We start from the raw sequence: 20,087 nt of genomic DNA, 5'->3' as shown, positions 1-20,087 counted from the left end.
CGCCGCCATGATGTCATTGGACCGCCGCTACGCCCTCACCGCCTGGCTCTTGCTCAGCCTGGCGGGTTGCCTATGGCTGGGCTGGCGCCAGTTTGGCGCATTGGAACAGCGCTTCCGCCAGGAATCCTTCATTACCCTGCGCCTGCTGAGCCAGAAAGCTTCGCAACACGATGCGGTGCTGGCCACCCTGGCCGCCTCGGAACAAAACCGTTTGCCCGCCGACATGCTCAAGCGCCTGCAAACCGCCATGCCTCAGCTGAGCGCCATCGGTTTTTGGCGACAACAGCAATGGCATGGCGATCCCAGCGGCCTGCGTCCGCCGCTGGCCTTGCTGTGGCAAGCCCAGCAACAAGGCCAGACCCTGCTCGGCTTCGACGCGCAACAACGCTACTGGCTGCAAAGCCCGGACGGCTGGGCGCTGTTGATCGACCCGTTGCGCATGCTGGTCCAGGCCGAACTGCCCGAGCCGCTGGAAAACATCTCGCTGCAATTGCGCGGCCACCGCATCGAACTGCTGCAACGCAAGGCCGGCGCGTCTGCCAATGATTGGGATCTGAGCCTGGACCGCAAGCTGCCCAGCGCCAGCCAACCCTTCCGCCTGTCCAGCCGCACCGCCTTGAGTTGGGACAGCTTGCCCTGGATGGAAATCCTGCTGTGGAACGCGCTGCTCGCCGCCGTCGCCGTCGCCCTCTACGCCAGGCATAGGCAACGCGCCTCTCAACAGCGCCAGCAACAGCAGGACCGTCTGGCCGCTCAAGCCCGGCTCAATACCCTGAATGAAATGATGGCCGGGCTGGCGCAGGAATTGAATCCGCCGCTGACCGCCATCATCGCCAATACCCGCCAGCTGGAACGGACGCTGGACGAGCCCTCGCAACGCGAAGCCGCGCGCGACACCCTGCTCGCCACCGGCGCGCAAGCGCGCCGCGCCGCGGCCCTGATCAGCCGGCTCAGCCGCCTGCTGGCCCATCCCAAAGCGACGGACACCACGCCGCTGGATCCCGACGCGCTGGTGAACTCATTGCTGTTTCTGCGCCAGGCGGAATTGGCGAACCAGAACATCACCCTGGAATGGAATAATTTAAGCCCAGACGAGTGGCCGCGCGCGGAACGCACCGCGCTGGAACAGATTCTGCACAACCTGGTGCAGAACGCCTGCGACGCGCTGCAGGAACAAGGCGGCCGCATTGTGATCAGCGGCGAAAGCGACGGCCACAACTACCGTTTCAAGGTCATAGACAACGGTCCGGGCATTCCCGAAGCCATCCTGCCCAAGATCTTCCTGCCCTTCTTCACCACCCGCTCGCGCGGCATGGGCCTGGGGCTGCCGCTCTGCGAGACCTTGGCGCGGGCCCAAGGCGGCAAGCTGCATGTACAAAACGCCGCCAACGGCGGCGTCATCGCCCAACTGATACTGCCCTGGGCCAAGCGCGGCGCCTGAGGCGGCGCGCGTCAAACCCGTTCAAAAATCTGCTGCGCTTCGGCGAGATGGATGGAGCAGGCCGTTAAAAACAAGCTCACAATGCTCACGAGCACTCACACATTTCGCTTGTGTTCTCTTCGCCTCGCCCCTGCCCGCAAGGTTTTGAACAGACTCTCAGCTCTTGCTCGCCAGCGCCAGCCGCAAAGCCAGTCCGCCGAACACCGAAGCCAGCAGCCATTGCGGCAGCCGGCTGTTCCCCAGCCTGTCGCCAAGCGCGCGTCCGAAACGGCTGGCCGCCAGGATGATCGCCCCATTGATCAGCAGGCCAATCGCGTTCAACAAGGTCGCCAACACCATGATCTGCAGCGAGACCGGCCCCGCGGACGGATGCACGAACTGGGGAAACAAAGCCAGCACGAAGAGCGCCATCTTGGGATTGAGCAGATTGGTGAGCAGGCCCTGGGCCACGATGCGCGGCATAGACTGCGCTCCCGCGGCGCCCGGCACGCTCAACACGCTGCGGCTGCGCAGCGTCGTCCAGGCCAGATAGAACAGATAGGCGGCGCCGGCGATGCGGACCGCGTCGTAGGCCAGCGGCGCGTGCACGAACAACTGCGCCAAACCGAAGGCCGCCGCCAGCGCGTGGCAATACGTGCCCAGTTGAATGCCCGCCAGGGTGGCGAAGCCGGCCTTGCGTCCCTGGCTGGCGCTGCGGCTGGCGATCAGCAACATATCCGGCCCCGGCGTCGCCGCCAGCGCGACGCAGGCGAGACTGAACAGTAAAAGCGTGGACAAATCAGGCATGGCGGACATTCCGGACGAATACAAAGCGATATGATACAAGCCGGCCCGACGGAATCAAAGCCTCACTCCACCAGCGCCGCGCCGCGCTCCCGCAACAAGGCCCGCAACACCGAGCGGTGACAGCGCGCCTCGTCCTGGCAGTAACAGCCTATAGAAAAGTGGCTGCCGTGCGACAAAGCCGCCAGCAAGTCCAGCTCGCGGCTTTGCTCCGGCGCCTTCATCTCCGCGCGATACGCCCGCTCGAACGTCTGCCATTCGGCTGCGCTCTGCGCCGCCTGCGCCTGTTTCACCAGTTCCGCGCTGGGCGCCAGGTTGGGAAACCACACATCGTACCAATCGCCGCTGGCGAAGGCCTCCTTGGGCACGCCGCGCGGCGGCCGCCGCACCGTGCCGATGCGCGTGCCCTCCTGCGGGTGACGCGAACTGCCCAATTGCACCACGCGTATCGTCATCGCTCGTTCTCCAAAACGGCGCGGCCCATGCGCCGCGCGCAACAACATTGTCATCGATGGCCAAGCCTGCGTAGACTAAGGGCCCGCCCCCTACGCGAACAATCCTCATGCAACACTATTCGCTTTATCTGCTGATGGCCGCGGCCACCGTGCTCAGCCCCGGCCCCGGCATTTTGATGACCCTGACCAATTCGCTGCGCTTCGGCCTGCGCGGCACCCTTGGCGGCATTCTCGGCACCGCCTGCGGTTCCTTCATCGTCGCCGGCGTGTCGGCCACCAGCCTCGGCCTGTTGCTGGCCGCGTCGGCGCTGGCCTTCACTGTGATGAAATGGATAGGCGCCGCTTACCTGTTTTATCTGGGCGTCAAACTGCTGCGCGCGCCGGCTTTTCGCTTCGATGAAATCCCAAGCCAGCCGCGCGGCTTTGCCCGGCGCTTTGGAGAAGGCATGGCGGTGCAGCTGACCAACCCCAAGTCCATCTTCTTCTTTCTGTCCATCTTTCCGCAGTTCATCGACACTCAGGGGGCCTACGCGCCGCAATTCCTGCTGTTGGTCGGCACCTTCAGCGGCCTGATCATCCTGATCCACACCGTGTACGCGCTCACCGCGCAACGCGCGCGCCGTTGGCTGGCCAGCGACCGCGGCGGCAAATGGGTGAACAAGGCCGGCGGCGCGACCTTCCTGCTGTTCGGCGCCCTGCTCGCCAACTCCAACAGGTAAATGCCATGCGTCTGCAGCTGGAGTCGCCGCGACAAGCCGATGTGCTGGCCTTGATAAGCCAGCTGGACGCATACCAGGCCGCGCTCTATCCGGCGGAAAGCAATCATCTGATGGACCCGGCGGCGCTGGAACCGCCACGGGCGCATTTCATCGTCGCTCGCGACGAGAAGCTCGCGGCGGTCGGCTGCGCCGCGCTGGTGCCTCATGAGGATTACGGCGAGATCAAGCGCATGTTCGTGGCCCCGTCCCAACGCGGCAAGGGCGTGGCCCAGGCGCTGCTGGCACGCCTGGAGCGGGAAGCGCGCTCCGCCGGCCTGTCCGCGCTGAAACTGGAGACCGGCGTGTCCCAGCCTGAGGCGATCGGCCTGTACCAGCGCGCCGGTTTCAAGCCCTGCCCGCCCTTCGGCGCCTACCAGCCCGACCCGCTCAGCCTGTTCATGAGCAAGGTTTTATAGGCCGCCCTGGGCGCGTCGGCTACCAACCGTTTTCCAACACCAGATGACCCGGCGCGCTCTGCCGGCTCATCCGGTAGCCCATCTTCATCAATTGCCGGTGGGTATCCTCCACCATGGCCGGGTTGCCGCAAATCATGAAGCGCGAGTTTTCCGGCGACATCGCCAGCCCCGCCGCCCGCTCCAAACCGCCATTGGCCAGCAAGGCCGGTATGCGCTCGTTCAACACGCCCTCCGGCGCGTCGCGCGTGACGATGGGCAAGTATTGCAACTTGTGGCCATGCTCGTCCCACAAGGGGTGTTCGCTCAGCTCGGCGATGAAATCCTGATAACTGAGCTCAGCGGCGTGCCGCACGCAGTGCGCCAGCACGATGCGATCAAAACGTTGCCACTGAGCGGGGTCTTGCAGAATCGACAAATACGGCGCCAAACCGGTGCCGGTGGCCAACAACCACAAATCCTTGCCCGCCGGCAAGCGGTCCGCCAGGAAGAAGCCCATCGCCTTCTTGTCCAGCATCACTTCCGCGCCCACCTGCAGCTGCGCCAGACGCGAACTGAACTGGCCGTCCGGCACCACGATGGAATAGAACTCCAGATACTCGTCGGTCACTGCCGAACACATCGAATACGCCCGCCACACCTGACCGCCGTGTTCGCCCAACGGCAGGCCCAGCCTCGCGAACTGCCCCGGCTCAAAACGATAGGCGTCCGGCCGCCGCAAGCGGAAGCTGAGCAGATTGTCCGCCCAGCGCCGCAGCCACAAGATGGGTTGAACCGTGTACTTTTCTTCGATCGCTGTATCCATTGCTCGCCAATACCCAAGTAAATTACTCAAGTATTGTGCTCCAGATCGACGCCGGCTTCAAGCCTGCGCCGCAGCGGCGCTCAACGATAGGCGGCCAGCCATTCCTCGTGCAGCGTGGCGACCAGTTGCCCCGCCGCCAGCTCGCGGCCGGCCGCCACGTTTTCCCCGGCCCACAAGGACAGAAAATCACTCAGCCCGGCCTTGGCCGCCGCGGCGCGCAAGGGCCCGGTCAAGGCGTTCATCACCGGATACGCCGGCACCAGGTCTTCCTTGTCGGCCATCAACTGCATATAACGGTTGTTCAGGCCGCGCGCGTAACGGCCGGAAAACGCTCGAGTCAAACGGGTGCCGCCGGGCGCGGCCTTGGCCAGCTCGCTTTTCCACAAGGCGGAAATGCCGGACTCCGGGCAACGCAAAAACGCGGTGCCCAACTGGCAGGCTTGGGCGCCGTGGCGCATCGCTGCGGCGATATCGCGTCCATGCATGATGCCGCCGGCAGCGATCACCGGCAGCGGCTGGTTCTGCGCCAACTCATAGACCAGCGACAAAGTGGGCCGCAGGCTGTCCTGGGGCCGTCCGATGAAGGTACCGCGATGGCCGCCGGCTTCCCGACCTTGGGCGCAGATCGCGTCCGCGCCCAGTTCGGCCCAGGCCAGCCCTTCCGCCATATTGGTGGCGGTGCCGATCACGTCTATCTTGGCCTGCTTCAAGAGCTTGAGCTGATGGCGATTGAGAATGCCGAAGGTGAAGCTGGCCGCCGCCGGCTTGGCCTCCAGCAGCGCTTCGAACTGGCGCGCGAACGGCTCGCAGAAGCGCTCAGGGACCTGCGGCGCCGGCAGCCCCAGCTCCCGGTGCAGCGGCGCCAGCCATTCCAGCGCCTGCCGCAAGGCCTCCTCGCTGGGAGCGGGATCATCCTGCACGAATAGATTGATGCCGAAGGGCTTGTCGGTGAGGCGCCGCACCGCGGCGGCTTCGCTGAGCAGGCGTTCGGGCGGCAGCAGCGCCGCCGCCAGAAACCCCAGGCCGCCGGCCTGGCTGACCGCGGCCACCAAGGCCGGAGAGGTGGCGCCGCCCGCCATCGGCGCCTGAATCAAAGGGGTGCGCAACTGCCAGCGACGGCACAAAGCGGAAGCCATATATTTCCTCGATTACGCCCGCGCGGGCGTCGGTTGAAAGAATAGCGCAGTCAGCTCAGTCCGCCAGAGCCTGCTCCAGATCGGCCAGGATATCGTCGATATCCTCTATGCCTATCGACAGCCTCACCCCGCCTTCGCGAATGCCCAATTGAGCCTTCTGCTCCGGCGGCATTCCGCCGTGCGACATGGTGTAGCTGTGGTTGATCAGCGATTCGACCCCACCCAGCGATTCGGCCAGCGCGAACAGCCTCAACCGCTCGGCCAAGCGGCTGGCCGCCGCACGGCTGTCGTCCTTCAGCCAGATGCTGACGATGCCCCCGAAGCGACGCATCTGCCGGCGGGCCAGTTCATGGCCCGGATGCTCCGGCAGCCCCGGAAAGAACACCCGCTCCACCTTGGGATGAGATCGCAGATAATCCGCCACCCGCTCCGCGTTGTCGCAATGGCGATCCATGCGCAGATGCAGGGTCTTGATGCCGCGCAGGGTCAGGAAGCAATCCTGAGGCCCCGGCACCGCTCCCGCCGCGTTCTGAATGAATTTGATCTCGCGGTGCAGCGCCTCGTCGTTGACAGCCGCCAGGCCCAGCAACACGTCGGAGTGGCCAGCCAGATACTTGGTGGCGGAATGCACGACGACGTCGGCCCCCAAGTCCAGCGGGTTCTGCAGATAAGGCGTGGCGAAAGTGCTGTCCACCGCCACTCTGGCGCCGTGCGCGTGCGCGATCCGAGCCAGTTCCGCGATGTCCACCATGCCCAGCAAGGGGTTGGTGGGCGACTCCAGCCACAGCAGCTTGGTCCGCGCGCTGATCAGCGCCGTCAGGTTCCGGCTATCGCTCAAATCCGCGAAAGTGACCTTGACGCCCGCCGGCTCCATCACCTTGCTCAGCAGCCGGTAAGCGCCGCCATAAAGGTCCGCCACCGCGATCACCTCGTCGCCCGGCTTCAGGCAGGCGCGCAGCACCGCGTCGATGGCCGCCATGCCGCTGGCGAAGGCCAGGCCGTGGTGAGCGTTCTCCAGGCTGGCCAGGCAGGCCTCCAGCGCCGCCCGCGTGGGATTGCCGGTACGGGCGTACACAAAGGGCATGGATTCGCCGACATGGCCGTATTCGAACACCGAAGTCTGGTACACCGGCGGCATCACCGCCTTGCCATGCTCTGCGTTGTCATAGCCGGCATGAATGGATCTGGTTGCAAATTTCACGACTTTTCCTCAAAAAATCATTCACTTGTCCGCTTTGTCGGACAAACCGACCGCAATCAAGCTTCTAGCGCGCCGCAGCCATGACTCTTTCATCATTTTTCGAAAACTTCAAGGAAACCGCCGTTAAAACGGCGACTACTCCCTTGATCTTGACTAAATTTTTAGCAGCTTTGGCTTTACATCCACGCTCTTTAGGACTATTTTGCAGCGTTTCGCATTCAAACAATTGTACGAATGAAGCTAGAACGCGTATTTGACATCCTGCCCCGCCAACTCGAACGCCACCCGCGCACCGACTGCCTCGCCGCCAAAACCGGCAAGGAATGGCGCAGGTTGTCCACCGAGGAAGTCGCGGACAGCGTCAACCGCTTCAGCCTGGGTCTGCTGGAGTTGGGCATCGCCAGCGGCGACAAAGTCGCCCTCGCCGCCGACAACTCCATAGAATGGGTGCTGGCCGATCTGGCGCTGCAGCAAATCGGCGCCGTCAGCGTGCCGCTCTATCCCACCATGACCCTTGATGATGCACGCTATATCCTGACTCATGCCGAGGTCAAGCTCGCTTTCGTCGGCAATGCCGCATTGCAACGCAAATTGCATGAGGCGCTGGGCAAATTCAGCTGCCCGATCTACGGCCTGAGCCAGATCGACGGCTGCCCGTCCTGGACCGAAATCCTGGCCCTGGCCAAACCGGAGCGGCAGGCCGAGCTGGAACGCCGCCGCGACGCGATCCAGCCGGACGATGTCTACACCATCATTTACACCTCCGGCACCACCGGACGCTCCAAAGGCGTGATGCTGTCGCACCGCAACGTGCTCAGCACCGTGGTCGCCACCGCGGAATTCACCCGCCTGCCGCACGGAGAATGCCGCGCGCTGAGCTTTTTGCCGCTGTCGCACATCTTCGAGCGCGCCGGGGTCTTCTACTATATGTACAGCAGCGCCGGCGTTTACTTCTCCAGCGTGGAATGCCTGTCTTCCGCGCTCGCCGACATCCGTCCGCACACCTTCAGCGCGGTGCCGCGCGTGCTGGAGAAAGTGCACGACAAACTGGTGGGCAAGGCGCGCGAACTCAGCGGCTTCAAACGCCGTCTTTATCTGTGGGCCGTGGAGCGCGCCGAGCGCTTCGACCCCAACGCCCGCCGCTCGCCGCTGGAAGCCGCCAAGCACGCGCTGGCCGACAAGCTCGTTTACCGCAAGTGGCGCGCCGCGATGGGCGGCGAGCTCAAATGGATCAATGTCGGTTCCGCCGCGCTGCAGCCGCGGCTGGCGCGCCTGTTCTGGGCCTGCGGCGTGTCGGTGGCGGAGGGCTACGGCATGACCGAATCCGCGCCGGTGATCTCCGCCAACCCGTTCAACGCCCGGGACACTCGGATCGGCAGCGTGGGCCTGCCCTTGCCCGGCGTGGAAGTGCGCCTGGCCGACGACGGCGAAATCCTGGTGCGCGGCGACAATGTGATGCTCGGCTATTACAAGGAGCCGGGACTCACCGCCGAAGCGCTGAACAACGGCTGGCTGCACACCGGCGACATCGGCGTGCTGGAACACGGCTATCTGCGCATCACCGACCGCAAGAAGGAAATGTTCAAGACCAGCAACGGCAAATACATTGCGCCGCAAGCGCTGGAGAACAAGCTGAAGGAATCCGCCTTCATCGACCAGATCATGGTGGTGGGCGACGGTCAGAAGTACGCGGCGGCGCTGATTGTCCCGCTCTTCGAGAAACTGAAGGAATGGTGCGCCGAACACGGCATCGCCTACACCACCGACAGCGAGATGAGCAGCCACCCCAAGATCGTCGAGTTGATTGACCGCGAGATCAAGCGCTTCAACCGCTACTTCGGCAACTGGGAACACATCAAGAAATTCACCCTGATCGACAAGCCCTGGTGCGTCGACGCCGGCGAATTGGCGCCCACGCTGAAGCTGCGTCGCAAGGTGATCGCCGAACGCTGCCGCGCAATGATAGAAAACCTCTACGCCCCGGCCTGAGCCGGATGCGACAAAGCCCCGCAACGCGGGGCTTTTTGCTTGAAGACGGCGGTCAACGCTTGTGGGCCAATTCCAGCCGCCGCTCCACATAACCCTGCACCCGCTCGAAGCTGGCGCTCAGCACCCAGTAGATCGCCGCCGCCGCCAGATAGAGCGGCAAGGGCTGAAAGGTCTGGGCGATCACTTCCTTGGTCGCCAGCATCAATTCGGTCACGGTAATCACCGATACCAGCGAAGTATCCTTGATCAGGCTGATCAGCGAATTGGACAGGCTGGGCACCGACAAGCGCAAAGCCTGCGGAGCGATGATGTGGCGCATGGTCTGCCACCAGCTCAAGCCCAAGGACAGGCCGGCGTCCCACTGGCCGCGGTGCACGCCGGCGATGCCGCCGCGCAGGCTTTCCGACAAATAGGCGGCCACATTCAGCGTCAAGGCCAGAATGCCCGCCGTCACCGGCCCCAACTCGATGCCCGCGCCGGGCAAGCCGTAATAGATGACGAAAATCTGCACCAAGAGCGGAGTGCCGCGCATCGCGCTGACATAGAAGGCGGCCAGTTGCGCCAGGACCGGCACTTGCGCCACTCGCAGCAAGGCCACGACGAAGCCCAGCGCCAGCCCCAGGATCATGGAAACCACCGCGAACATCAAGGTATAGCCCGCGCCTTGCAATAGCACCGGCAGCGCCGATTCGAACAGGACGATCCAGTCAGTCATTCACGTTTTTCCAAAAAAAACCGACGCCCCCGCGCAAGCAGGGGCGTCTAGCCCTATCCACTCTGAAATCAACTGCCGCTTATTTCTTGGCCGCCGCCGGCGCTTTCGACACGTCGATGCCGAACCATTTGACCGAGATCTTCTTGAAGCTGCCGTCGGCCTTCATATCACCCAGCGCCTTGTCTATCGCCGCCTTGAACTGCGGATTGTTCTTGGCGAACGGGATAGCCATCGTCGCCACCTCGCCCACCGGTGCGCCGGCCTTCAAGGGCAACTTGGCCTGCTTGATGGCGAAGGGAATAAGCAAGCTGTCGTTCAGCGCCGCGTCCACGCGGCCGCTGGCCAGATCCTGTAGGTATTCGGGTGCGCCGGGATAGGTTTTCACCTCGATGCCGGCCACGGCCTTGGCCATATCGGCGTAATTGCTGCCCTGGCCCACGCCCAGCTTCTTGCCTTTCAGGTCCGCCAGGCTCTTGAAAACGCGGCTCTCGTTCTTGCGCACGATCAACTGCGCGCTGGAGTAGGTGTAGGGCTGGGAAAAGTCGAACACGTCCTTGCGTTTGTCGGTCACGCCCACCTGATTGACCACGATGTCGAACTTGCCGGCCTGCAAGCCCGCCAGCAGGCCGCTCCACTCCGCCGTGGTGAATTCCGGCTTCACTTTCAGACGCTTGGCGATTTCAGTGGCGATCTCGACATCGAAACCCGTCAGCTGCTGTTTGGCGTCCTTGAAGTTGAACGGCGGGTAAGTGCCCTCCAACGCGATTTTCAGGCTGCCGCGCTGCTTGACCGTATCCAGCAAGTCCGCCGCGAACACCTGGCCAGCCAGGCCCGCCATTACGAGAAGCGTCATCAGCTTGCGCATATCAATATAACCTTTGGTAATTTTGAAAAACAAAATAGTCAAAAGCGAGAATATCACTAGCCGTTGGCGCTGCCAAGTTCTAGATAGAACAATGGCCGCGAAAAGCGGCCATGATGTCAATTCACCCCTACTCGGCGTGCAGGCGCTGGCGCAGCGTTGCCCCCAACTTACGCCCCAAGCCAATCAAGACCGCCAAGACAAAGCCCCCCAGACCGGCCAGCAACACGATCATAGTCCGTTTCGGTCCCGCCTTTTCCAAAGGGGGGCTTGCCGGCAACACCACCTGCACATCCTGCGACATCAACGCTCTGGCCACCGAAGCCTGCTTCTGCAGCTCCTCCAACGTGGCCTGATAGAAGAACAAATCACGCATCGTAGCCAACTGCCTCGGAGAGATGGACTTGACCTGCGGATTGCTGCGCTCCAATTCCGCGCGCAGTTGCAATAAAGACGACTGTACCGGGCTATTCCCTTCCATTTGCTGAGCGTTCATTTGCGCTTCCAAGCGCGCGAAACTCTCGATCACACGCGCCGATTCGCTGTTCAGGAAGGTCTCGGCTACCGCGCCCAGCTGCTTCTGCTCGCGCTTCGCCCCCGACACCTGACCTTGCACCACCTTGATCCGCTCCTGCAACACCAGGTATTTCTTGCTCTGTTCCGTCACGTGCAAGCCCAGAATCCGCTGCCGGGTCTGCTCTACCAGGTAGTTGGCGAGCCGGGCGGCAAATGCCGCGTCCACATCCTGGACCGAGACTTCAAGCAAACCGTCTTTGCCCGCAGAAACTTTGAGATTGTCCAACAAGCTGAGCTTGGCCTTGTCCGCGCCAGTCACGCCGTAATGCTTGGCCAGCTCAAAATGAGCCGCCGCCTCGCCCAGCATCACATTATCCTTCAACACGCTGGCGCCGCCCTGAGGACCCAGCGGCGCGGGCACGAGGAGCAGAGATGTCGCCGCATACCTGTCTTCCATATTCAACACTACAGCCACCGCCGCCAGCGCGGCGATGAAGGGGAGGAAAACCATCAAACGCCATTGTTCTTTACAGAAACGAATAATATCAATCAGACTAATCTCATCAGCGACTTCAGCTTGACGTTCCAAAACGTGTTCCCTTTTATTTACATCCAGTCGGCACTATTTTGCCGCATCTCAGTAGACTTACAAAAATAAAGGCATGAGCCAGAGCTGCATGCCTTTATTTCGATCCGATAAGATCACACATTAAATAAGAAGTTCATCACATCGCCGTCCTGGACCACGTAGTCCTTGCCCTCGGCCCGCATCTTGCCGGCCTCCTTGGCCTTGGACTCGCCCCCCAGCGCGATGAAGTCAGTATAGGCGATGGTCTGCGCGCGGATGAAGCCGCGTTCGAAATCGGTGTGGATCACGCCGGCCGCCTGCGGCGCGGTGTCGCCGATATGAATCGTCCAGGCTCGCACTTCCTTAACGCCGGCGGTGAAGTAGGTCTGCAAGCCCAGCAACTTGTAACCCGCGCGGATCAGACGATCCAGGCCAGGCTCTTCCAGACCCAGCGTCTCCAGGAATTCGGCCTTGTCGGCGTCGTCCAGCTCAGCGATTTCGGACTCGATCGCCGCGCACAAGGCCACCACCGGCGCGCCTTCCTTGTCGGCCAGTTGTTGCACCCGCTCCAGCAAGGGGTTGTTGCTGAAGCCGTCTTCAGCCACGTTGGCCACATACATCGCCGGCTTGATCGTCAGCAGACACAGCGGCTTGACCAAGACCATTTCTTCCGGGCTCAAGTCCAGCGAGCGCGCCGGCAGGCCCTGATCCAGATGCGGCACCAGCTTCTCCAGCACCGCGATCAGCGCACGCGCGTCCTTGTCGCCGGACTTGGCCTTCTTACCTTCGCGCGTCATCGCCTTTTCCACCGCGGACAGGTCGGCCAGCGCCAGCTCGGTACCGATGGTTTCGATGTCGGCGATCGGATCTACCTTGCCGGCGACGTGAACGATGTTCTCGTCTTCGAAGCAACGCACCACGTTAACGATGGCGTCGGTCTCCCGGATATTGGCCAGGAACTGGTTGCCCAGGCCCTCGCCCTTGGAGGCGCCCGCCACCAGGCCGGCGATGTCGACGAATTCGACGATGGCCGGCTGGATGCGTTGCGGATTGATGATCTTGGCCAGTTCGGCCAGGCGCTGATCCGGCACTTCCACGATGCCGACATTGGGCTCGATGGTGCAGAAGGGATAGTTGGCGGCTTCGATGCCGGCCTTGGTCAGCGCATTGAACAGGGTGGACTTGCCCACATTGGGCAGGCCGACGATACCGCATTTCAGACTCATGTCCGCATTCCTTCGAATTCTTGAAAAATCTTGTTCTGCCGCAGCATAGCGGCAAGCCGGCGATTTGCCCAGCGGCTCATTTGGCCGCGGTGTGCAATTCCTTCATCGCCGCCGCCATCTTGCCGCCGATAGCCGCCGGCAATTGCCGCAACGCCTGCTCGATCGCCTCGTCCAGCGCCTGCTGCTCCTCGGCGCGCGGCTTCTTCAGCACGAAATTGGCGACTTCGTTGCGGTCTCCCGGATGGCCGATCCCCAGGCGCAAACGCCAGAAGGCCGGCGAGCTCAGCCGCGCGGCGATGTCCTTCAAACCATTGTGGCCGCCGTGGCCGCCGCCCTGCTTGAAGCGGGCCGCGCCGGGCGGCAGGTCCAGCTCATCGTGCACCACGAGGATCTGGTCCGGCAGAATCTTGTAAAAATGGGCCAGCGCCAACACCGCCTGTCCGGACAGATTCATATAGGTCATCGGCTTGAGCAGCCAGACGTCCTGTCCCTCGATGTCCACGCGGGCGACGTCGCCTTGAAACTTGCCTTCCGTGCGCCAGCTGCCCTTATAGCGCCAGCACAACTCGTCCACCAGCCAGAAACCGGCGTTATGGCGCGTTCTATCGTATTCGGCGCCGGGGTTGCCCAGGCCGACTATCAGGCGAATGCCGGACATATTCTCTGTTCCAAATGAAAAAGCTCGTTGCGGGCCGACGGCTAGCAACGAGCTTTTCAACCGTTACCGTCAGACGGCACGGCAGCTAGATTACACGCGAGCGAAGTCGATGTGCATTACTTGCTGTTTGTACGGGTGCATTTGGAACGCAGCCACTTTAACTTGTTCTTTCTGGCCGTCGATCACCAGATCCAGAACGGAAGTGTGGAACGCTTCGTTCTTCAGCGCGTAGTACATGGTGTTGTGGTCCAGAACGATGGATACGGCTTCTTTGGAAGCGCCGTAAACAACGGCCGGAACCTGGCCGGCGTGACGCAGGCGGCGGCTCGCACTCGTACCCGACTCTTCACGCTTGCTGGCGGTATATTCAAAAGACATGGCAAAACTCCAGTTTCAGATTAAAAGCACCCGGCCCGCCGCGACCAGCGGGCCCGATGTTCACGGCAGGCAGGCGCCCGCCGCAACCAGTTCCTCATTGAAGAGGTAGGACACCGATTCTTCGTTGTTGATCCGGCGCAGCGTCTCGGCCAGCAGGCCGGCGATGGAGGCCACCCGGATGTTCGGGCAGGCTTTGGCCTCGGCGGTCAACGGGATGGTGTCGGTCACCACCACCATATCGATGTCGGAATTCTTGATGCGATCGATCGCCTGACCGGAGAAGATCGGGTGAGTCGCATAGGCCAGCACGCGCTGGGCGCCGCGCTCTTTCAGAGCGCTGGCCGCCTTGCACAGGGTGTTGGCGGTGTCGATCATATCGTCGACGATCAGGCAGGTACGGCCGGACACGTCGCCGATGATGTTCATCACCTCGGCCACATTGGCCTTGGGACGACGCTTGTCGATAATAGCCAGATCGGTGTTCAAGGCCTTGGCCATCGCGCGGGCGCGCACCACGCCGCCCACGTCGGGGCTGACTACGATCAGATCTTCGATGCGCTGCGAGCGGATGTCCTTCAGCAGCACCGGCGTCGCGTAGACGTTGTCCACCGGAATGTCGAAGAAGCCCTGAATCTGGTCGGCGTGCAGATCGACGGTCAGCACCCGGTCGATGCCGGCGCTGGTCAGCATATTGGCCACCAGCTTGGCGGAGATCGGCACGCGGGCGGAACGCGGACGGCGGTCCTGGCGCGCATAGCCGAAGTATGGAATCGCCGCGGTAATACGACCGGCCGAAGCGCGTTTGAGCGCGTCGGCCATAGTCAGGATTTCCATCAGATTGTCATTGGTCGGCGCACAGGTCGACTGCAGAATGAACACGTCGCGTCCGCGTACGTTTTCCAGCAGCTCCACCGCCACTTCGCCGTCGCTGAACTTGCCGACGTCGGCGCGTCCCAACGAGATATCCAGATGTTTGACTACGTTTTGGGCCAGTTCCGGGTTCGCGGTCCCGGTGAATACCATCAAACTGTCGTATGCCGCCATGATTCGTGTGCCTTAGCTAGATAAAGAAAAAGCGTGTAAGGGATTCTTACACGCTTTTTTCATGCTCTCTCTTATTGAGAGAAAGTCTTGGCTGGGGAGGTAGGGATCGAACCTACGAATGCCGGAATCAAAATCCGGTGCCTTACCACTTGGCGACTCCCCAGTAACCTTTATTCAGCGCTGTCGATCAAGGGATGGACATCGAGTCCTTTTGCTAAAAACCCCTTATATTTTATCGACACCGCCTGATAAACTTTATCGGCTTCGTCTTTAGACTGGCACTCCAGAAACACGCAGGAACCGGAACCAGTCATCAGCGGCGAACCATATTTTCTTAATTCGGTCAGCACTTCATTCACCGCTGGGTACATATTCGAAACAACGTTTTGCAGATCGTTTCGTCGCTGCTGCGTTGTTTCGAGGATTCGCATTATGCCGACGACCCCTACCTCTGTCAACACCTCTTGCGAAAAATTTTGAAATACTTTGCCGGTGGGCACCTGCACCTGAGGGTGAATTACCACATACCATGCCGGCTTCAATTTGATTTCATTCAGTTTTTCGCCAACGCCGGTGGCCAGCGCGCTGCGCCCGAAAATAAACACCGGAACGTCCGCGCCCAGCTTCAAGCCCAGTTCCTGCAAAGTCGCCCGCGGCAGATTCAGTCCCCACATACGGTTCAAGGCCAGCAAAACGGTGGCGGCGTCGGAGCTTCCGCCGCCCAAACCGCCGCCCATCGGTATCTTTTTGTCCAGACGAATGACCACGCCCAGCCCGGACTGGGCATAGGCCTGCAATAGACGCGCCGCGCGCACCGTCAGGTCCTGCTCCGGGTCCACGCCGGCGATCGGCGTCTCCAGCACGATGCGGCCGTCGTCGCGCAAGGCCAGCGACACGGTGTCGCTGAAGTCGACGAAGCGGAACACCGTCTCCAGCAAATGATAGCCGTCCGGGCGCTTGCCGACGACGTGCAATAAGAGATTGAGCTTGGCCGGGGCCGGAAAGTCTTGGAATACGGGGGAACTCATCAACAGAACACCATGGCAATCATTAGAAATAATACGGAGGACGCGACGCGCGTCAGCGCCAGTCGCGGGTCACCACTCTGACCGTCAAACCGTCTCGGGCCAGATCCACGCGCTTGGGATAGCGCTCGCCGGACTCGGCCTCGCGCACGAAGCGGATGCGCCAACCCTGCTGCAGCAATTCGCCGTCGGGACGGACTTCGCTCGCCTCGCCCGGCACGGGCATGCCGCGGATCCACCAGGCCAGGCCGGACAACGGCAGCGGCCAGCCCAGGGTTTTCTCGGTCAGGCTTTCCACGTCCGCAGCCTGCCAGGCCTTGCCGTCCGCCAGCAGGGTGACGCCGCCGGCGTCGCGGATCACTTCGGCCACGGTATTGCCCAGCGGCGAGTTGATCGCCAACTGATCGCGCTCAGGCTGGTGCCGCCAATCGAAGTTGGCGACATGCCCCTTGCCGTCCAGATTCACCGACAAACGCCCGCTGACCGCGAAGGGCTGGTCCGCGGACTGCGTCGCGGCAGGCATGAACACCGCCTCGCGCGTCGCGCAGCCGGTGAGCGCAAGAGACAGGGCCAGGATCAGAGCGCTCCACTTCATCAATGGGCCCCCAGACGGCGCATGGTTTCGCGCAGCACATCATGTTCCGGACTCGCCTCCAGCGCCTTGTTCCACACCGCCAACGCCTCGTCCTTCTTGCCCAGCTTCCACAACACCTCGCCCAGATGCGCGGCCAGTTCCGCGTCCGGCAACAGCGCATAGGCCTTCTGCAGCGTTTTCAAGGCGGCGTCCAGGCGGCCCAGCTTGTATTGCGCCCAGCCCAGGCTGTCCAGAATGGTGGGATTGTCCGGCTCGCTCTTCAGCGCCTTTTCGATATAGCCGAGCGCTTCCTGATGGCGGCTGGTGCGATTGGTCAGGGTGTAGCCCAGCGCGTTAAGCGCCTGAGCGTCGCCGGGCTTTTCCTTCAGCACTTGCTTGAGATCGCGTTCGGCGTTGCCGACATTGCCCAGGCTGTCCGACACCAGCGCCCGCTCGTACAACAACTCCGGCGCCTTGGGCATGCGCAGCAGCGCCTTGCTCAACAAGTCATGGGCCTTGCCGGGCTGCTTGCCCTCTCGCGCCAACTGGGACTGCAGCAAAACCAGGGTGATCTTCTCCTGGTCGTTACCGCCCAAGGGCGCCAGACGCGTCAGAGCCAGATCCAGCTTGCCGTCGCCGGCGTCCATGATTGCCAGCCGGCCTTGCGCCGGCAGGAATTGCGGCCCGGCGCCCACCATTTCGTACCAGCCCCTGGCCCCGGCGGCGTCCTGACGCTCCTCGGCGATCTGGCCCAGGGTGTAGCGAATGAAATTGGCCTCCGGATGGCCGGCCGCCAGCGCCTGGCGCAGATGCCGCTCCGCCGCCGGCAGGTCGCGCATCTGATAAGCCATCAGACCGGACGCGTAGAGCAAATCGGGGTTATTGGGATTGCTAGGCAGCAGCTGGTCGAAAGCCAGGCGCGCCTCGGCGAAGCGCTTGGCGCCCACCAGCAGCCGCGGCTTGGCTAGCTTCAGTTCCAGGCCGGCGTTCGGCCGCCGCGCCAGTTCACGCTGCAGAAAATCGATAGCCTGCTCCGGCTGCTCGCGGCGAAGCCGGTCCACCTGCCAGGCCACCGGCAAGTCCCAGGCCGGCGCGATCTGCGCCAGCCTGTCGAATTCGCGGTTCATCGTGGCCTGATCGCCGGCCTCGGCGGCCACGGCCAGGAGCGCGAAACGCGCCTCGGCCAGGTCCGGATAGCGGACGGCGAATTGCTTCACCAGCTCGTAAGCGGCTTGTTTGTCGCTCTGGCGCGAGGTCAGCCGCGCCAGTTGAACGAAGATGGCCGGCGCCCGCTCCGGCTCTTTTTGCAGCAGCGCCTCGATCAGCGGCTTGCTTTCCGCCAGCTTGCCGGCGCGCAGCAGAGTGATGAACAGCTGTTCTCTCGCCGGCACCGAGTCCGGCGCCAGCTCCATCCACAGGGTCAGGGCTTCCGAGGTTTCCTTCAGCAGGCCGGCGAACATGGAGAATTCGGCCGCGCGCTGCGCCAGCCGCGGATCCCGCGTCTGACGCGCCAGTTCCAGATAGGTCACGGCGGAGGCGCCCACCGAGCCGCGCTGGGCGGCGATTTCGCCGGCCACCACGCCATAGAGGATTTCCGGCGTCAGCTCCGCCTTGGGCAGTAGGGTTTCGTCTTCTTTCTGCGTAATCGCGGCCTCGTCGCCGGCCGGTTTGCCGGCATCGACCGACTTCGCCGCGCCCGGGTGCTTGAAATTGGCGCATGCCGACAGCAGCGCGACCATCAGCAAAGGGAGTGTTTTTTTCAGCCGTTGCATTCGCATGGAGTCAGAGACCTGCTTATAAACCTGTTGAATGCGTAGAATAGCATGACCTGTTTTTATCTTCGCGCCATTCTACCCATGCCTGAACTGCCAGAAGTCGAAACCACCCGTCGCGGGATTCTGCCCCATTTATTGAACGCCACGCTGGAGGGCGCCGTGGTCCGCCACGCCGGCCTGCGCTGGCCGGTGCCGCCGGAACTGCACGCTGCCTTGCGCGGCCTGACGATACGTTCCGTCGATCGCCGCGCCAAATATCTGCTGCTGGGCACCGACGCCGGCACCCTGATCATCCACCTGGGCATGTCCGGCAGCCTGCGTTTCTTGCCGGCCGACACCCCGCCGGAGAAGCACGACCACATCGATCTGCTGCTGGGCCCCAATGTGCTGCGTTACCGCGATCCCCGCCGCTTCGGCGCGGTGTTGTGGCATGTCGGCGCCATCGAGCACCACCCCCTGCTGCAAGCGCTGGGACCCGAACCGCTGTCCGACGGCTTCGACGGCGACACCCTGATCCGGGCCGCGCAACGCCGCGGCAGCGCGGTCAAGCTGATGCTGATGGACAATCACGTGGTGGTGGGCGTCGGCAATATCTACGCCAACGAGGCGCTGTTCCACGCAGGCATCCATCCCGCCCGCGCCGCCAACGCGGTGCGCGACGGAGAATACCGCCGGCTGGCCGAGGAAATCCGCAGCGTGCTGAACCGCGCCATCCAGGCTGGCGGCAGCACCTTGCGCGACTTTGTGCACAGCGACGGCAAGCCGGGTTATTTCCAACAGACTTATATGGTGTACGGCCGTCAGGACCAGCCCTGCCGCCAATGCGGCACGCCGATCCGGCATTTGCGCCAGGGCCAGCGCAGTTCCTACTATTGTCCGCTATGCCAGCCATGCTAGAGTTACGGCCTCAACCTTGCGCACCGAGCCTCAAAGCATCTTGAAGTCAATCGCCACAACCTCTTTGCTCACCCGGATAGGACGCGTCGCGCGCCTGTTCGGCCACCTGGCCGTCGGTGTTTTCATCCTGGCCACCCGTTATTCTCGGCTGGCCCACGCCGAGCGCGCCGTCGTCACCCGGCGCTGGGCCGCTCACGCGCTGAAGATCCTCGGCATCAGCGTGCGGATCCACGGCGTCAACCCCGGCTTTTACCCGCCCAACACCCTGCTGGTGGCCAACCACATTTCCTGGCTGGACATCTTCGTGCTCAATAGCTGCACGGTGTCCCGCTTCGTCGCCAAGCGCGAGCTCCGCTCCTGGCCGGTGCTGGGCTGGCTGGCGCATCTGGGCGGCACCCTGTTCATCGACCGCAGCAAACGCAAGGACGCCAGCCGCGTTTACAAGGCGCTGGCCCACGCCATGGAAAACGGAGCCTGCATGGCGGTCTTCCCCGAGTCCACCACCTCGGACGGCCTGGCCCTGCTGCCGTTCAAGGCCTCGCTGTTCGAAGCCGCCCTGCTTTCGCGCGGCACCGTTCAGCCGGTGGGCCTGCGCTATTACGGCGCAGACGGCGAACAGACGCTGGAGCCGGCCTTCATCGGCGACCTGACCTTTTTGCAAAGCGTGCGCAAAGTGCTGGCGATGCCGGCGATGGAGGTGGAGGTCAGCTACGGCCAACCGCTGAAAGCCTGGGAAAACGGCCTGGATACCCGCTTCGCGCTGGCGCAGCAGGCGCAGCAGGAAGTGGCGCGCGCGCTGCGCCTGAGCCCGCCTCCGGCCGCGGAAGCGGCGCAGGAACCGGCTCGGCAACACTGAGCACCTGCTGCG

The 20,087-nt window shown here is 62.9% G+C and carries 21 protein-coding genes and 1 tRNA gene; 6 read left to right on the top strand and 16 right to left on the bottom strand.

Translation table 11 applies throughout. The features are described 5' to 3' along the window. Nucleotides 1-7 precede the first annotated feature (7 nt). Nucleotides 8-1,441, top strand: coding sequence for an ATP-binding protein (locus NK214_RS02495; protein WP_253313700.1), 1,434 nt, complete (start codon nt 8-10; stop codon nt 1,439-1,441). A gap of 156 nt (nt 1,442-1,597) precedes the next feature. Here the strand turns inward: NK214_RS02495 and NK214_RS02490 are convergent, their stop codons facing one another. Beyond that, nucleotides 1,598-2,227: a LysE family translocator gene (locus NK214_RS02490; protein WP_235086407.1), complete on the bottom strand. Its 630-nt coding sequence runs from the start codon at nt 2,225-2,227 to the stop codon at nt 1,598-1,600. A gap of 62 nt (nt 2,228-2,289) precedes the next feature. After that, nucleotides 2,290-2,679, bottom strand: a complete 390-nt coding sequence (locus NK214_RS02485) for a DUF488 domain-containing protein (protein WP_253313699.1) — start codon at nt 2,677-2,679, stop codon at nt 2,290-2,292. A gap of 107 nt (nt 2,680-2,786) precedes the next feature. On the opposite strand from NK214_RS02485, the gene NK214_RS02480 reads away from it, so the two are divergent. Both NK214_RS02480 and NK214_RS02475 read left to right on the top strand, forming a co-directional pair. Beyond that, nucleotides 2,787-3,398, top strand: coding sequence for a LysE family translocator (locus NK214_RS02480; RefSeq protein ID WP_107800620.1), 612 nt, complete (start codon nt 2,787-2,789; stop codon nt 3,396-3,398). 5 nt (nt 3,399-3,403) lie between these two features. After that, nucleotides 3,404-3,853, top strand: a complete 450-nt coding sequence (locus NK214_RS02475) for a GNAT family N-acetyltransferase (protein WP_253313698.1) — start codon at nt 3,404-3,406, stop codon at nt 3,851-3,853. 19 nt (nt 3,854-3,872) lie between these two features. On the opposite strand, the gene NK214_RS02470 is transcribed toward NK214_RS02475, so the two are convergent. The 3 genes from NK214_RS02470 to NK214_RS02460 all read right to left on the bottom strand — a co-directional run bounded on the left by NK214_RS02470 (nt 3,873) and on the right by NK214_RS02460 (nt 6,992). After that, entirely contained in the window at nt 3,873-4,655 is a 783-nt protein-coding gene (locus NK214_RS02470; RefSeq protein WP_253313697.1) for a ferredoxin--NADP reductase, read from the bottom strand. Nucleotides 4,656-4,735: 80 nt separating this feature from the next. Further along, nucleotides 4,736-5,791, bottom strand: a complete 1,056-nt coding sequence (locus NK214_RS02465; protein WP_235086395.1) for a nitronate monooxygenase family protein — start codon at nt 5,789-5,791, stop codon at nt 4,736-4,738. Between the two features lie 55 nt (nt 5,792-5,846). Next, nucleotides 5,847-6,992: an aminotransferase class I/II-fold pyridoxal phosphate-dependent enzyme gene (locus NK214_RS02460; protein ID WP_253313696.1), complete on the bottom strand. Its 1,146-nt coding sequence runs from the start codon at nt 6,990-6,992 to the stop codon at nt 5,847-5,849. A gap of 234 nt (nt 6,993-7,226) precedes the next feature. On the opposite strand from NK214_RS02460, the gene NK214_RS02455 reads away from it, so the two are divergent. Then, nucleotides 7,227-8,981, top strand: a complete 1,755-nt coding sequence (locus NK214_RS02455; RefSeq protein ID WP_107800625.1) for a long-chain fatty acid--CoA ligase — start codon at nt 7,227-7,229, stop codon at nt 8,979-8,981. Between the two features lie 52 nt (nt 8,982-9,033). Here the strand turns inward: NK214_RS02455 and NK214_RS02450 are convergent, their stop codons facing one another. The 11 genes from NK214_RS02450 to NK214_RS02400 form a co-directional block, all read right to left on the bottom strand. Further along, complete coding sequence (locus NK214_RS02450; RefSeq protein ID WP_118268338.1) at nt 9,034-9,696, bottom strand: amino acid ABC transporter permease; 663 nt, start codon at nt 9,694-9,696, stop codon at nt 9,034-9,036. Nucleotides 9,697-9,775: 79 nt separating this feature from the next. Beyond that, a complete protein-coding gene (locus tag NK214_RS02445; protein ID WP_231580992.1) occupies nt 9,776-10,549 on the bottom strand; it encodes a transporter substrate-binding domain-containing protein in 774 nt (257 codons plus the stop codon). A 139-nt stretch (nt 10,550-10,688) separates the two neighbouring features. Beyond that, nucleotides 10,689-11,663, bottom strand: a complete 975-nt coding sequence (locus NK214_RS02440) for a hypothetical protein (RefSeq protein WP_253313695.1) — start codon at nt 11,661-11,663, stop codon at nt 10,689-10,691. Between the two features lie 113 nt (nt 11,664-11,776). Beyond that, a complete protein-coding gene (ychF, locus tag NK214_RS02435) occupies nt 11,777-12,868 on the bottom strand; it encodes a redox-regulated ATPase YchF (RefSeq protein ID WP_107800628.1) in 1,092 nt (363 codons plus the stop codon). A gap of 76 nt (nt 12,869-12,944) precedes the next feature. After that, entirely contained in the window at nt 12,945-13,526 is a 582-nt protein-coding gene (gene pth, locus NK214_RS02430) for an aminoacyl-tRNA hydrolase (protein WP_227105019.1), read from the bottom strand. 90 nt (nt 13,527-13,616) lie between these two features. After that, nucleotides 13,617-13,904 (bottom strand): 50S ribosomal protein L25, encoded by a 288-nt coding sequence (gene rplY / locus NK214_RS02425; protein ID WP_043589895.1) that lies wholly within the window; start codon nt 13,902-13,904, stop codon nt 13,617-13,619. Between the two features lie 60 nt (nt 13,905-13,964). Beyond that, on the bottom strand, nt 13,965-14,948 hold the full coding sequence (locus NK214_RS02420; RefSeq protein WP_043589892.1) for a ribose-phosphate pyrophosphokinase: 984 nt from the start codon (nt 14,946-14,948) through the stop codon (nt 13,965-13,967). Between the two features lie 88 nt (nt 14,949-15,036). Next, nucleotides 15,037-15,111, bottom strand: a tRNA-Gln gene (locus NK214_RS02415). A gap of 7 nt (nt 15,112-15,118) precedes the next feature. Further along, a complete protein-coding gene (gene ispE, locus NK214_RS02410; protein WP_253313694.1) occupies nt 15,119-15,976 on the bottom strand; it encodes a 4-(cytidine 5'-diphospho)-2-C-methyl-D-erythritol kinase in 858 nt (285 codons plus the stop codon). 52 nt (nt 15,977-16,028) lie between these two features. Beyond that, nucleotides 16,029-16,568 (bottom strand): lipoprotein insertase outer membrane protein LolB, encoded by a 540-nt coding sequence (gene lolB / locus NK214_RS02405; RefSeq protein ID WP_253313693.1) that lies wholly within the window; start codon nt 16,566-16,568, stop codon nt 16,029-16,031. Continuing rightward, on the bottom strand, nt 16,568-18,325 hold the full coding sequence (locus tag NK214_RS02400; protein ID WP_253313692.1) for a tetratricopeptide repeat protein: 1,758 nt from the start codon (nt 18,323-18,325) through the stop codon (nt 16,568-16,570). Before NK214_RS02400 ends, lolB begins: the two co-directional genes overlap by 1 nt. 78 nt (nt 18,326-18,403) lie before the next feature. Here NK214_RS02400 and mutM point away from each other — a divergent pair, with 78 nt between their 5' ends. Next, nucleotides 18,404-19,219, top strand: coding sequence for a bifunctional DNA-formamidopyrimidine glycosylase/DNA-(apurinic or apyrimidinic site) lyase (mutM, locus tag NK214_RS02395; protein WP_107801968.1), 816 nt, complete (start codon nt 18,404-18,406; stop codon nt 19,217-19,219). Between the two features lie 40 nt (nt 19,220-19,259). Then, entirely contained in the window at nt 19,260-20,075 is an 816-nt protein-coding gene (locus NK214_RS02390; RefSeq protein ID WP_107800633.1) for a 1-acyl-sn-glycerol-3-phosphate acyltransferase, read from the top strand. The last annotated feature ends 12 nt before the right edge of the window (nt 20,076-20,087 follow it).

This window comes from Chromobacterium sp. S0633, from assembly GCF_024158805.1.
GTDB lineage: Bacteria > Pseudomonadota > Gammaproteobacteria > Burkholderiales > Chromobacteriaceae > Chromobacterium.
This window is presented reverse-complemented; position numbering and strand designations above follow the sequence as displayed.

Bases quoted from the DNA above. Each gene is read 5' to 3' on its own strand.
- NK214_RS02495 (WP_253313700.1), top strand. From the start codon at position 8: ATGATGTCATTGGACCGCCGCTACGCCCTCACCGCCTGGCTCTTGCTC.
- NK214_RS02490 (WP_235086407.1), bottom strand. From the start codon at position 2,227: ATGCCTGATTTGTCCACGCTTTTACTGTTCAGTCTCGCCTGCGTCGCG.
- NK214_RS02485 (WP_253313699.1), bottom strand. From the start codon at position 2,679: ATGACGATACGCGTGGTGCAATTGGGCAGTTCGCGTCACCCGCAGGAG.
- NK214_RS02480 (WP_107800620.1), top strand. From the start codon at position 2,787: ATGCAACACTATTCGCTTTATCTGCTGATGGCCGCGGCCACCGTGCTC.
- NK214_RS02475 (WP_253313698.1), top strand. From the start codon at position 3,404: ATGCGTCTGCAGCTGGAGTCGCCGCGACAAGCCGATGTGCTGGCCTTG.
- NK214_RS02470 (WP_253313697.1), bottom strand. From the start codon at position 4,655: ATGGATACAGCGATCGAAGAAAAGTACACGGTTCAACCCATCTTGTGG.
- NK214_RS02465 (WP_235086395.1), bottom strand. From the start codon at position 5,791: ATGGCTTCCGCTTTGTGCCGTCGCTGGCAGTTGCGCACCCCTTTGATT.
- NK214_RS02455 (WP_107800625.1), top strand. From the start codon at position 7,227: ATGAAGCTAGAACGCGTATTTGACATCCTGCCCCGCCAACTCGAACGC.
- NK214_RS02450 (WP_118268338.1), bottom strand. From the start codon at position 9,696: ATGACTGACTGGATCGTCCTGTTCGAATCGGCGCTGCCGGTGCTATTG.
- NK214_RS02445 (WP_231580992.1), bottom strand. From the start codon at position 10,549: ATGACGCTTCTCGTAATGGCGGGCCTGGCTGGCCAGGTGTTCGCGGCG.
- ychF (WP_107800628.1), bottom strand. From the start codon at position 12,868: ATGAGTCTGAAATGCGGTATCGTCGGCCTGCCCAATGTGGGCAAGTCC.
- pth (WP_227105019.1), bottom strand. From the start codon at position 13,526: ATGTCCGGCATTCGCCTGATAGTCGGCCTGGGCAACCCCGGCGCCGAA.
- rplY (WP_043589895.1), bottom strand. From the start codon at position 13,904: ATGTCTTTTGAATATACCGCCAGCAAGCGTGAAGAGTCGGGTACGAGT.
- NK214_RS02420 (WP_043589892.1), bottom strand. From the start codon at position 14,948: ATGGCGGCATACGACAGTTTGATGGTATTCACCGGGACCGCGAACCCG.
- ispE (WP_253313694.1), bottom strand. From the start codon at position 15,976: ATGAGTTCCCCCGTATTCCAAGACTTTCCGGCCCCGGCCAAGCTCAAT.
- lolB (WP_253313693.1), bottom strand. From the start codon at position 16,568: ATGAAGTGGAGCGCTCTGATCCTGGCCCTGTCTCTTGCGCTCACCGGC.
- NK214_RS02400 (WP_253313692.1), bottom strand. From the start codon at position 18,325: ATGCGAATGCAACGGCTGAAAAAAACACTCCCTTTGCTGATGGTCGCG.
- mutM (WP_107801968.1), top strand. From the start codon at position 18,404: ATGCCTGAACTGCCAGAAGTCGAAACCACCCGTCGCGGGATTCTGCCC.